A 12,104-nucleotide genomic window follows, 5' to 3' on the forward strand; every position below is an offset into this window, starting at 1 on the left:
TCCTCAGACCCCGTGGTTCTGCAGCCACAGCTCCAGCAGGCCCAGCTGCCAGAGCTTGTTGCCGCGCAGCGGCGTGAGCTCCCCGTTGGGGTCCTCGAGCAGCCGGGACACGTACTCGGGGCGGAACAGCGCCCGCTCCCGCGCCGCCTCGCTGGACAGCGCGTCCTTCACCAGGCCGAGCACCTTGCCCTCCAGGTGGGTGATCGCCGGGACCGGGAAGTAGCCCTTGGGCCGGTCGATGACCTCCGGCGGGATGATCCGGCGGCCGATCGCCTTGAGCACGCCCTTGCCGCCGTCGGCGAGCTTGAGCTCCGGCGGGCACTGGGCCGCGAGCTCGACCAGGTCGTGGTCGAGGAAGGGCACCCGGGCCTCCAGGCCCCACGCCATGGACATGTTGTCCACCCGCTTGACCGGGTCGTCGACGAGCATGACCTCGCTGTCCAGCCGCAGGGCGGCGTCGACGGCGGTCTGCGCGCCGGCGCGGGACATGTGGTCGCGGACGAACTCCAGGCTCGGGTCGCCGTCGAGGGCGTACCGCTCGCCGACGAGCGCGCGCACGTCCTCCGCGCCGCGGTCGAAGAACGCCGCCGCGTAGCGCTCGACGGCCTCCTCGCGGCCGACGTCGGCCAGCGGCGGGTACCAGTGGTAGCCGGCGAAGACCTCGTCGGCGCCCTGCCCGGACTGCACCACCCGGATCGACTGGCTGACCCGCTCGGACAGCAGGTCGAAGGCGACGACGTCGTGGCTGACCATCGGCTCGGCCATCGCGCCGATGGCGTGGCCGAGCGCGGCGGCGAGCTCGTCGGAGGACACCCGGATGCGGTGGTGGTCCGTGCCGAACCGCTCGGCGATGACGTCGGAGTAGCGGAACTCGTCGCCCGCGTGCCCGCCGACGGTCTCGAAGCCGATCGAGTAGGTGGCCAGGCCGCTCTGCCCCTCCTGGGCGAGCAGGCCGACGATCAGGCTGGAGTCCAGCCCGCCGGAGAGCAGGACGCCGACGGGGATGTCGGAGACCAGGCGACGGCGGACGGCGACCCGCAGCGCCTCCTCGATCGCGTCCTCCCAGTCGCGGTCCGACCAGCCGGAGTGCTCGGGGCGCCGCTCGTAGGTGGGCTCCCAGTAGCGGTGCTCGCGGCTGGTGCCGTCGGCCTCGATCACCCGCACGGTGGCCGGCGGCAGCTTGCGCACGCCGTTGAGCAGGGTGCGCGGCGCCGGGACGACGGCGTGCCAGGTCAGGTAGTGGTGCAGCGCGACCGGGTCGATGGAGGTGTCGACGTCGCCGGCGCGCAGCAGGGCCGGCAGCGAGGAGGCAAACCGCAGCCGGCCCGGCGTCTCGGCGAGGTACAGCGGCTTGATGCCCAGCCGGTCGCGGGCCATGACGACGCGGCCGGTGTCCCGCTCGTGGATGACCACGACGAACATGCCGTGCAGGTGGTCGACGAAGTCCAGGCCCCAGTGGTGGTAGCCCTTGAGCAGGACCTCGGTGTCGCTGGTGGAGAAGAAGCGGTAGCCGTGGCCCTCGAGCTCGGCGCGCAGCTCCTTGTAGTCGTAGATGCAGCCGTTGAAGACCGCCTCGAGGCCCAGCTCGCTGTCCACCATCGGCTGGGAGCCGCTGGGGGAGAGGTCGATGACCGAGAGCCGGCGGTGGCCGAACGCCACCCGGCCGGCGCTCCACTGACCCTGGCCGTCCGGCCCGCGGGGGACCAGCGCCTCGACCATCCGCGCCACCGCGGTGGTGTCGGCCAGGGAGCCGTCGAACCTGATCTCGCCGGAGAGGCCGCACATGGGTTCGATCCAACCCCAGCCCGACGATCACCGCGACGCGATCGGCGGAGTTCACAGGAAGGTCACACGGCCCGGTTCCACGTGGAACCGGGCCGTGTCGGGCCGAGGCGGTGCGCCTCCCGGTGCGGATCAGCCGCGCGGCTTGCCCGGCTTGCGGGGGTGCGTGCCGGTCGCCGCCGGCGTCGTGCCGGTCAGTGCCCGGACCGCCGCGACGACGTCGACCAGGCCGGTGCCCTTGTCGAACGACGTCGTGTAGCCACCGACCGCGGTGTAGGCCGCGCCGTCGGTGTAGCGGTAGGCCGTCGACTTCAGCGCGGCCTCGACCTCGGCCGGGGTGGCCGTCGGATCGGCCTGGAACAGCTGGGCGACGATGCCGGCGATGTGCGGCGCGGCCATCGAGGTCCCGCTGATGGTGTTGAACGTGCCGATGTCGAGCGGGCCGGGGCCGTTGCGCGGGTCGAGGCCGGTGCCGCAGATCGGCAGCGTCAGCCGGCAGGCCGAGGTGATGTTCTCACCGGGTGCGGAGAGGTCCGGCCAGGTCGAGGGGTCGACCGAGGCGCCGCGCGAGGAGTACTCGCTGACCACGCCGTCACGGGTGCCGGTGTCCTGGTCGTAGTAGGAGGCCACCGAGAGGATGCCGCCGGTCGGGTCCTGACCCGGCGGGTTGGTCAGCGACGCCGAGCCGTCACCGCCGTCGTTGCCGGCGGCCCAGACGGTGACCACGCCCTCAGCGGCCAGCGCCCGCTGCAGCTTCACCGTCGCCGAGTTCGGGTCGAACTCCCCGCCGCCGGAGGGGCCGTAGGAGTTGTTGGTGACCCTGATCGGCGGACACTCGGCGGCCGGGACGTCGGCGCCGCAGGGGTGCTCGTGGTTCTCCAGCACCCAGTTCAGCGCCGAGTCGGCGCCGACGATGAGCAGCACCGCGCCGGTGCCGATCGACACCAGGGTCGCGCCGGGCGCCGCGCCCTGCAGCCGGCCGCCGTCGGTCAGCGTGGTGGGCCGGCCGGCGACGATGCCGCTCACGTGGGTGCCGTGCCCGCCGGCCGCCAGGGTGTCGGTGTCGACGACGCCGGGGACCGGGACCACGCAGTCGGAGGAGGTGTTGGTCTCGACCAGGCAGACGCTCTTGAGGTTGGCGACGACGGCGCTGCTGCCGTCGGCCTCACGGAAGTAGGGGTGCGTGGGGTCGACGCCGGAGTCGATGACGGCGACCGAGACGCCGCTGCCGTCGAGCGGCTGGCCGTTGGCGCCGGTGAACGTGGTGATCGCCTCGGCGCCGCGGGTGGCGGTGTTGGAGGTCTCCTGGCTGAACTCGATCGGGGTGTTGCCCTCGAGGTAGATGACGCCGGGCTCGCTGCGCGCCGCCTCCACCTGCGCGGCCGTCCCGCGGGCGACCACGACACCGATCCGCTCGAACTCGGTGACCGTCCGCATCCCGGTGGCAGCGACCGCGTCCCGCGCGGCCTGCGCGTCGGTGCCGTGCACCAGGACGACGGTCGGGTCGGCGCCGGCCAGGCCGGCCAGCTGGTCGGCCAGGAAGTCCTGGACGGGGGCGAGCGGGCCCGGGGCGGCCTGGGCGGGGGAGGCCAGGAGCGCGCCGGCGAGCAACGCGGCCACGCTCCCTCCCCCGAGGACGCGGCGGGACGACCGGTTCATGGGCTCTCCTCTTCGAGGGCGGGTCGGTGCGACCTGAGGAAACGAGCGGGTGCGACGACGGTCACGCCGGCGCGACACCCGGGCGTGTCGTCGGGTTCCGGGTACCGGGGGCGCCGCGCCCGTCCGTCAGGGTGGGCGCGTGTACGACGACCCGCCCGGAGAGGCGCCCTGGGCGATGCAGCTGGTGGCGCGCGTGGAGCGGGTCGGGCCGCCGGCCCGCACGGCCGTCTGCGAGGCCGCGGCGACGGCGGTCGTGCGCCTGCTCGCCGACGACCGGGCGCTGCCGGGTGGGGAGTGGGAGCCGCTGGTCCGCCGCTGGACCGACGGGGCCATCCGCAAGCACTGCCGGCGGGCCCGGGGAGTGGCCTGGGAGCGGGTCGGGACGCTCCCGGGCGTGACCGCCGCGGTGGCCGGCGCCGAGGTCCGCGCGCTGGTGCCGGGGCCGACCGACGCCATCCCCCCGGAGGTCGCGAAGCTGCAGCTGACCGGCAGCGAGCTCGACGACCCCGGCGCCCGGCCGGCGGTCGACCCGGAGCCGGGCGGCCCGCTCGTCGTCTCGGTCTGCCCGGAGCCGTTCCTCCCGCTGGGCAAGGCGGCCGCGGCCTGCGGTCACGCCGCGCAGCTGTCGGCGATGCGGATGCCCGACGGGCGGTTCGACGCGTGGGCGGCTGCCGGCTTCCCGGTGGTGGTCGAGCACCCCGACGTCGTGCGGTGGACGGCGCTGCGCCCGCGGGCGGACGTCGAGGTGGTCGACGCGGGCTTCACCGTGGTCGACCCGGGGACCAGCACGGCCCTCGCCCGCTGGGCGTGACCGGGTGTCGACCTGCTGTCCCCTCCCGCGCGCGGAGGCGACAGCAGGTCGACACCGCGCGCGCTCAGCCGTAGGAGAGGGCGACCGGCCGGCCGTCGATCTCGCGGACGTCGACGGGCCTGGCGCAGCGCGGCTGCCCTGGGTGGGACCGGCCCGACCTGCCGGAGCCGGTGGAGCAACGGAACGGCGAGGTCTGCCGGCGGCCGGTTGTCCCCGTCCCCCGGCGGGCAGGAGCGGCGCATGCAGACACGCACCCTCGGGTCCCTGTCCGTCCCCGCCATGGGGCTGGGCTGCATGGGGATGAGCGAGTTCTACGGCACCGGCGACCAGGCCGAGGCCGAGCGCACCATCCAGCGGGCCCTCGACCTCGGCGTCACCTTCCTCGACACCGCGGACATGTACGGCCCGTTCACCAACGAGCGGCTGGTCGGCAAGGCGATCGCCGGCCGCCGGGAGGAGGTGGTGCTGGCGACCAAGTTCGGCAACGAGCGCGGCGAGGACGGCTCGTTCCGCGGGGTCAACGGCAGGCCGGACTACGTGCGGCGGGCCTGCGACGCCTCGCTCGAGCGGCTCGGCGTCGACGTCATCGACCTCTACTACCAGCACCGGGTGGACACCACCGTCCCGGTCGAGGACACCTGGGGCGCGCTGGCCGAGCTGGTCCAGGCGGGCAAGGTGCGCACCGTCGGGATCTCCGAGGCCGCACCGGAGACCATCCGCCGCGCGCACGCCGTCCAGCCGGTGACCGCCGTGCAGACCGAGTACTCGCTGTGGAGCCGCGACCCCGAGGAGAACGGCGTCCTGGCCACCTGCGCCGAGCTCGGCATCGGGTTCGTCGCCTACTCGCCGATCGGCCGCGGCTTCCTCTCCGGCCGGATCCGCAGCGTCGACGACCTCGCGCCCGACGACTTCCGCCGGCACAACCCGCGGTTCCAGGGCGAGGCGTTCGAGCAGAACCTGCGCCTGGTCGACCGGGTGCGGGAGATCGCCGACGAGAAGGGCGTGACGGCGTCGCAGCTCGCGCTGGCCTGGGTGATGGCGCAGAGCGACCGCGGGGGCAACCCGGGCGTGGTGCCGATCCCGGGCACCAAGCGGGTGCGCTACCTGGAGGAGAACGCCGCGGCCGCCGACGTCGACCTCTCCGACGACGACCTGCGCCGGCTCGACGAGGCCGCCCCGGTCGGCGCCGCGGTCGGCGACCGCTACCCGGACATGTCCGGCGTCCACCGGTGACGAAGGACCTCCCTGCCCCCCACCGCTCGCACGCTCGCGGCGGGCCCCTGCAGGGAGGCCGGACTACGCGACGGCGCGAGGGATGACGGTCCCCAGCACGTCGGTGACGTGGGCGCGGGCGGCGGCGGCCAGCCGGGCGCCGACGTCGGCCCACGCGTCGCGGACCTCGCGCGCCGGCCACGCCTCCGGCTGCAGCGCCGGGGGCAGCAGCGGGTCGCCGGTGAGCACCGCCCGCATCTCCGCGCGCAGCTGCAGGTGGCACCCGAGCGCGGCCGGGCCCTCGGGCGGCGCACCGGCGACCGCGCGCAGCCGGTCGAGCACGCGCACCCAGGCGGCGCCGAGCCGGGGGAGGTCCCAGCAGCGGGCGGCCAGGTCGGCGTCGGACAGCCGCGGGTCGGCCACGTGCGCGGTGAGCAGGTCCAGCCGGGAGGTGCGCTCGCCGGCCAGCTCGGAGCGCACCTCCTCCAGCGCGACGGCGTGCGGCGACACCCACGTGGCCGGCGCCAGGGGGCCGAAGCCGGCGCGGGCCAGCGCGCGCCGCACCCGCTCGCGGGCCGCGCGGTCGGTCTCCGGGACGCCGTAGACGACCATCCGCCACGCGCCGTCCCACGGCTCCAGCCGCCGCCGGACCCGCTCGTCGCGGGCGGCGATCGCCGCGCGCAGCGCCGCGGTCGGGGCGAGCAGCGTCTCCCGCCCGCGCCGGGACGCGGACAGCCAGCCGGCGCGGCGCAGTGCCGACGTGGCGACCCGCGTGCTCGGCTCGGCCACCCCGCACGCCGCGAGGAGGCCGACCAGGGCCTGCAGCGGCACCGGGTCGCCGGTGACGGCGTCCAGGTGCTCGGTGCACAGGTCCACCAGCAGGTCGCGGACGGTCATGGCCCCATGCCTACCCCGCGCCCGGTCCCGGCTCCCCCGGAGGGCGCGCGATCATGGGAGGCGATGAACGCCCTCCTCGTCTGGTCGGCCACGGCGGTGGCCCTGCTGGTCGCCCTCGCCGGCCTGGCGTCCACCCTCGCCCGCCGGCGCATCGGCCTGCTGCACCTGGCCGGCGCCGCGGTGCTCGAGGTGCTGCTCGTCGTCCAGGCGGTGGTGGCGGCGGTGGCGCTGGCGGGCGGGCAGCGGCCCCCGGAGACGGCGACGTTCGTCGGCTACCTGGCCGGCGTCGTCCTGCTGCCGGTGGCGGGGGTGCTGTGGTCGCGCACCGAGCCCAGCCGCTGGGCGGGGACGGTGCTGGCCGTGGCGTCGCTGGTCACCGCGGTCATGGTGTGGCGGCTGGTGCAGCTCTGGGAGGCCCCGGGTGCCTGAGCGGGACGCGCGGGGCACTTCGCCGGGCGGGACCGCCGCCGGGCCCGGGCGGGTGCTGGTGGCCGTCTACGCGGTCTTCGCGCTGGCCGCCGGCGCGCGCGCCGGCGTGCAGCTGGCCACCCGCTTCGACGAGGCGCCGGTGGCCTACCTGCTGTCGGCCCTGGCCGCGGTGGTCTACGTGGTCGCCACGGTCGGGCTGGCCCGCGGCGGGCGGGCGGGACGGCGGACCGCCGTCGTCGCGTGCTCCGTGGAGCTGGCCGGCGTGCTGGTGGTGGGCGTGCTGTCGCTGCTGGACCGGGCGGCCTTCCCCGACGAGACGGTGTGGTCGGCGTTCGGCCGCGGCTACGGGTTCGTGCCGCTGGTGCTGCCGGTGCTCGGCTTGCTGTGGCTGCGCCACCAGGCCGAGGTGGCGGCGGGGGAGGAGGCGGCCGGGACCGTACCCGAGGACGGTCCCGGCCGGTCCTGAGCGGTCAGAAGTCGCCGCCCCCGAAGTCGCCGCCGAAGTCCCCGCCGCCGAAGTCGCCCCCGCCGAAGTCCCCGCCGCCGTCGTAGCCGCTGTCGGCCCCGCCGGCGAAGTCGGCGCCGGGGTCGCCGCCGTAGTCCCCCTCGGAGGCCGCGTAGTCGCCGCCGCCGTCGCCGGCCTCGGCGCCGTCCTGGTAGCCCTCGCCGTAGGCCTCCTCGTCGCCGCCGCCGAACAGGCCGCCGTCACCGAGGCCCGTGTCGAACAGCGCGTCGGCGACCGCCGTCCCGACGACGAGGCCGCCGATGGTGCCGAGCATGCTGCCGCCGATCGAGCCGGCGAAGCCGCCCATCCGGGGGCCGTAGCCGCCGCCGTAGCCGTACCCGCCGCCCCCGTAGCCGGGGCCGGGCCCGTAGCCCGCGCCGTAGCCGGGCCCGCCGTAGCCGCCGAAGGTCCGCTCGAGGAACCCCGGCTGGCGGAGCTCGGCGCGGGTGGCGACCCGGGCGAGGGTCTGGGCGTCGTCGCTGCGCGGGCGCTCGGACGCCGGCACGCCGGCCGCGAGCTGGGTGAGCACCTCCTGCCGCTGCTCCGGGGTGAGCTGGGCGAAGGCCTCCGCGTGCGCCTGCTCGATCTGGTCCGGCGGTGCGGTCCTGAGCAGGTAGCGGTAGCGCTCGATGGCCTGCTGGTCGGTCGGCGGGCGGTCCCCGGAGGCCCGCGGGGCGGCGGGCGAGGGCGGTGCGGCGGGCGGTGCGGCGGGCGTGGCGTAGCCGTCGTAGCCCCCGTAGGCCGGGGGTTCCGGCGCGCGGCGCCGGCCGAGGAGCCGGTCGAGCAGTCCCATGGCGTCTCCCTCCCGAGTGGTCCACGGAGGGGTGCCCATGAGGGCGCCGGGCACACCTGTCCGGGCAGGTCACCTGCCGGTCGGGAGCGGTCCGCCGTCGACAGCCGGTAGATTCGTTGCGTGCGACCGGACGGCCACCGACCGCGGGAGGGGCAGGGCCCGCCCCCCGGCGTGCTCCCCGGCCCGACCGGTCCCACCGACTCCCCGCCCGGTGACGGCATCCCCCCGCGCACCCGCGCCGCCGTGGCCGAGGCCACGGCGGCCGCCGGTGACGGCGCCGGCGACCGGCAGGCCGGCATCGTCAGCGCCGCCACCGCCGTCGTCTCCGAGCACCGCGGCGACCACTCCGCCTCCACGGCCCTGCCCGCGGTCCTGGCCGACGTCCCGGTCGCGGTCCTGCTCATCGACCAGGAGTCGGGCGCGGTCACCTACGCGAACACCGCCGCGGTCGAGATGGCCGGCAACGTCCGCCTCCCGGTCGACGTCGACACCTGGGGCGCGTCGGCCGGCCTCACCGACCTCGGCGGCGCGCCGCTCGCGCGCACCAGCGGCCCCCTGTCGCTGGTGGCCCAGGGCCAGCCGGTCACCGGCGAGGCGGTGCGGCTCTCGCCGGGCCGCAGCACCGACGCCGGCCGGGCCCGGGAGGACGACGGCGACGCGGACCGGCTGCTGTGGGTGACCGGCTTCCCGCTGTCGCAGCCGGGCAGCGGTCGGCGGCTGTCGCTGGTGGTGCTGCTGGAGGTCGAGAACGCCGGCGGCGAGGACGCCGACGCCGAGCTGCAGGCGCTGCGCGAGCGGGCCGTGGTGGCCACCGACATCGCGTTCACCATCACCGACCCCCGCCAGCCGGACAACCCGCTGGTCTGGGTCAACCCGTCGTTCTCCCGGATCACCGGGTACTCCTACGAGGAGTCGGTGGGCCGCAACTGCCGCTTCCTGCAGGGCCCCAGCACCGACCCGGCGACCGTCGAGCGGATCCGCGCGGCGCTGCGGACGCGGGAGGCGGTCACCGTCACGCTGCTCAACCACCGCCGCGACGGCACCGCCTTCTGGAACCAGCTCGCGATCAGCCCGGTGTTCGACGGCGACGGCGAGCTGGTCAGCTTCGTGGGCGTGCAGACCGACGTCACCGAGCGGGTCCGGGTGGAGGCCGAGCGGGAGGCCGCCTTCGCCGCCGAGCAGTCCGCCCGGCAGGAGGCCGAGCTCGCCCGGTCGGTCGCCGAGCAGGCCCAGCGGGACGCCGAGCAGGCGCAGCGCGACGCCGAGAGCGCCCAGGCCCGGCTCGCGCTGATGGCCGAGGCGACCAGCGCGCTGATCGCCACCCTCGACATCGCCGACGTGCTCGACCGGCTGGCCGCTCTCTGCGTGCCGCAGCTGGCCGACTGGACGGTCATCACGCTCGTCGACGAGTCCGGCGAGGTCCGCGAGCTGGTCTCCCGGGACCGCGAGCACCAGCGGACCGACCTGCGCCGCTTCGACGCCGGGCACGCCCTCCGGCTGCCGCCGGACTCGCCGAGCCAGCGCAGCATCACCACCTCGCGCGCGGTGCTGGTCGAGCGGCTGCCCGAGCGGCTGGCCGACGCCACCGCCTCCCCCGTGGCCCAGGAGATCGCCGGGCGGCTGGGCGCGGCGTCGGCGCTGAGCGCGCCGATGGTGGCCCGCCGCCGGACCCGCGGGGCGATCACGCTGGTGCGCACCTCGCCGGAGCGCCCGTTCACCCCCGACGACGTCGGGCTGGTCGAGGACCTCGCCCGCCGGGCGGCCCTGGTCATGGACAACGTGCGGCTCTACCAGCAGGAGCACGCCGTCGCCGACACCCTGCAGCGGTCCCTGCTGCCGGACCTGCCGGAGATCCCCGGGCTCGAGGCCGCCGCGCACTACGTCAGCGCCTCGACCGCCGCCGACGTCGGCGGGGACTTCTACGACCTGCTGCAGCTGCCCGACGGGTCGGTCGGGATGGTCGTCGGCGACGTCGTCGGCCACGACGTCGCCGCGGCCGCCGCGATGGGGCACCTGCGCGGGCTCATCCGCGCCTGCCTCTGGGACGCTCCCGACCCGTACCCGAGCACGGTGCTCACCCGCGTGGACCGGCTGGTGCAGGGGCTGCGGGTCGCCTCGCTGGCGACGATGGCCTACCTGCGCGCCCTCCCGCCGGACGGGCCCGGCGGCGCCTGGACCGCGCAGCTGGCCAACGCCGGCCACCCACCGCTGCTCCTGCGCTCACCCGACGGGTCCGTGACGCCGGTCGACGGCGTGACCGGCCTGCTGGTCGGCGTCGACGCCAGCGCCGAGCGGCGGACGCGGACCCTGCGGCTGCCGCCGGGCTCCACGGTGCTCGCCTACACCGACGGGCTGGTGGAGACCCCCGGCTCGGACCTCGACCAGGGCATCGCCGCGCTGGTGGAGCGGCTGTCGGCCACCCCGGCCGACGCCTCGCCCCGCGAGCTGTGCGACGCCGCGGTCAGCGGCACCCTCGACGGCCGCGACGACGTCGCGCTCATCGCCGTCCGCTTCGGCTAGGCGCGGGGTCCCGCCCGCCCCGACGCGGGCTCAGCCCCCGTTGTCCTCCACGAACCCGTAGCGGCCGCGGTGGAACAGCAGCGGGCGGCGGCCCGGGTCGGCGCCGAGGTCCAGCACGCGGGCCGCGACGATGGTGTGGTCGCCGCCGTCGTACTCCGCCCACAGCGTGCAGTCGATCCACGCGACGACGCCGTCGAGCACGGGGGAGCCGTGCCGGCTCGGCCGCCACGGGACGCCGGCGAACTTGTCGACGCCCGAGCGGGCGAACGCCGCCGACAGCCCGGACTGGTCCTCGGCGAGGACGTTGACGCAGAACCGGCCGATGTCCCGCAGCCGCGGCCAGGTGCTCGACGTGCGCGAGGGCGCGAGCGCCACCAGCGGCGGGTCCAGCGACAGCGAGCTGAACGACTGGCAGGTGAAGCCGATCGGGCCGCCGTCGCTGTCCGCGGTGACGACGGTGACGCCGGAGGCGAAGTGGCCGAGCACGTCCCGCATGACCCGCGGGTCGACGACCTCCGCCGGACCGCTCACGCCGTCGTCCCGGCCGCCGCCCGGGGGACCGAGCGGCCGCCGGCGCGGTACAGGGAGCTGGGCAGCTCGTGGCCGACCGCGGACTCGGTGACCCGCGCGGCCGCCAGCAGCGTGTCCAGGTCGATCCCGGTCCGCACGTCGGACTCCTCCAGCCAGTAGACGAGCTCCTCGGTGGCGATGTTGCCGCTCGCGCCGGGCGCGAACGGGCAGCCGCCGAGCCCGCCGACGGAGGCGTCGAGCTGGGTCACCCCGGCCTGGACGGCGGCCAGCGCGTTGGCCTGGCCGGTGCCGCGGGTGTCGTGGAAGTGCACCGCGACCGGCGTGCCGGGGCAGGCGCGGCGGACGGCGTGCAGCAGGCGGACCACCCGCGCCGGCGTCGTCGTCCCGATGGTGTCGCCCAGGCACAGGGCGTCGGCGCCGGCGGTGACCGCGGCGCGGCAGACGTCGACGGTGCGGGCGATCGGGGTGCGCCCGTCGAACGGGCAGTCCCACGCGGTGGCGACGACGACCTCCAGCGAGCCGCCGGCGCCGTGCGCCAGCGCGGCCACCTCGCCGACGCCGGCCAGCGCCTCGGCGGTGGAGCGGCCGGCGTTGGCCCGGCTGTGCCCGTCGGAGGCGGACACGACCAGCTCCAGGTGCGCGAGGCCGGCGTCGACCGCGCGGACCGCGCCGCGGGGGTTGGCGACCAGTGCCGACCAGTGCACGCCCGGCCACCGGGACAGCTCGGCGGCCACCCGGTCGGCGTCGGCCAGCGCCGGGACGGCCTTCGGCGACACGAACGAGGTCACCTCGATGCGGCGGACGCCGGTGGCGACCAGCGCCTCCAGCATCGCGAGCTTGCCCTCGAGCGGGACGGGGGCCTCCAGCTGCAGCCCGTCCCGCATGCCGACCTCGCGGACGTCGACCGCCGTCGGCAGCACCAGGTCGAAGTCCGACGGCACCGCTGCCCTCCTGTCTGCTCGCCC

At 76.4% G+C, this 12,104-nt stretch carries 11 protein-coding genes; 5 read left to right on the plus strand and 6 right to left on the minus strand.

Annotated features, from left to right (window positions below):
- Positions 1-3: 3 nt before the first annotated feature.
- Complete coding sequence (locus ACI8AR_RS13890; RefSeq protein WP_457051547.1) at positions 4-1,785, minus strand: N-acetylglutaminylglutamine amidotransferase; 1,782 nt, start codon at positions 1,783-1,785, stop codon at positions 4-6.
- Positions 1,786-1,914: 129 nt separating this feature from the next.
- Complete coding sequence (locus ACI8AR_RS13895; protein ID WP_457051548.1) at positions 1,915-3,441, minus strand: S8 family serine peptidase; 1,527 nt, start codon at positions 3,439-3,441, stop codon at positions 1,915-1,917.
- Between the two features lie 139 nt (positions 3,442-3,580).
- Between ACI8AR_RS13895 and ACI8AR_RS13900 the strand changes: the two genes are divergently transcribed.
- Together ACI8AR_RS13900 and ACI8AR_RS13905 are read left to right on the plus strand one after the other, a co-directional pair.
- A complete protein-coding gene (locus ACI8AR_RS13900; protein WP_457051549.1) occupies positions 3,581-4,252 on the plus strand; it encodes a hypothetical protein in 672 nt (223 codons plus the stop codon).
- Between the two features lie 240 nt (positions 4,253-4,492).
- On the plus strand, positions 4,493-5,485 hold the full coding sequence (locus tag ACI8AR_RS13905; RefSeq protein ID WP_457051550.1) for an aldo/keto reductase: 993 nt from the start codon (positions 4,493-4,495) through the stop codon (positions 5,483-5,485).
- A gap of 63 nt (positions 5,486-5,548) precedes the next feature.
- On the opposite strand, the gene ACI8AR_RS13910 is transcribed toward ACI8AR_RS13905, so the two are convergent.
- Entirely contained in the window at positions 5,549-6,361 is an 813-nt protein-coding gene (locus ACI8AR_RS13910) for a PaaX family transcriptional regulator C-terminal domain-containing protein (protein ID WP_457051551.1), read from the minus strand.
- A 63-nt stretch (positions 6,362-6,424) separates the two neighbouring features.
- Between ACI8AR_RS13910 and ACI8AR_RS13915 the strand changes: the two genes are divergently transcribed.
- Both ACI8AR_RS13915 and ACI8AR_RS13920 read left to right on the plus strand, forming a co-directional pair.
- The gene (locus ACI8AR_RS13915) at positions 6,425-6,790 is read left to right on the plus strand and encodes a hypothetical protein (RefSeq protein ID WP_456927667.1); all 366 of its coding nucleotides are present in this window, start codon (positions 6,425-6,427) and stop codon (positions 6,788-6,790) included.
- Positions 6,783-7,256, plus strand: a complete 474-nt coding sequence (locus ACI8AR_RS13920) for a hypothetical protein (RefSeq protein WP_457051552.1) — start codon at positions 6,783-6,785, stop codon at positions 7,254-7,256. The genes ACI8AR_RS13915 and ACI8AR_RS13920 overlap by 8 nt, the downstream gene beginning before the upstream one ends.
- A 4-nt stretch (positions 7,257-7,260) precedes the next feature.
- On the opposite strand, the gene ACI8AR_RS13925 is transcribed toward ACI8AR_RS13920, so the two are convergent.
- Positions 7,261-8,088: a hypothetical protein gene (locus ACI8AR_RS13925; protein ID WP_457051553.1), complete on the minus strand. Its 828-nt coding sequence runs from the start codon at positions 8,086-8,088 to the stop codon at positions 7,261-7,263.
- 243 nt (positions 8,089-8,331) lie between these two features.
- Here ACI8AR_RS13925 and ACI8AR_RS13930 point away from each other — a divergent pair, with 243 nt between their 5' ends.
- Positions 8,332-10,608 (plus strand): SpoIIE family protein phosphatase, encoded by a 2,277-nt coding sequence (locus ACI8AR_RS13930; protein WP_457051554.1) that lies wholly within the window; start codon positions 8,332-8,334, stop codon positions 10,606-10,608.
- A 30-nt stretch (positions 10,609-10,638) separates the two neighbouring features.
- Here the strand turns inward: ACI8AR_RS13930 and ACI8AR_RS13935 are convergent, their stop codons facing one another.
- Both ACI8AR_RS13935 and ACI8AR_RS13940 read right to left on the minus strand, forming a co-directional pair.
- On the minus strand, positions 10,639-11,139 hold the full coding sequence (locus tag ACI8AR_RS13935; protein WP_456937164.1) for a flavin reductase family protein: 501 nt from the start codon (positions 11,137-11,139) through the stop codon (positions 10,639-10,641).
- Positions 11,136-12,080, minus strand: coding sequence for a hydroxymethylglutaryl-CoA lyase (locus tag ACI8AR_RS13940; protein ID WP_457051555.1), 945 nt, complete (start codon positions 12,078-12,080; stop codon positions 11,136-11,138). The genes ACI8AR_RS13935 and ACI8AR_RS13940 overlap by 4 nt, the downstream gene beginning before the upstream one ends.
- Positions 12,081-12,104 lie beyond the last annotated feature (24 nt).

The organism is Geodermatophilus sp. SYSU D01036 (assembly GCF_054050435.1).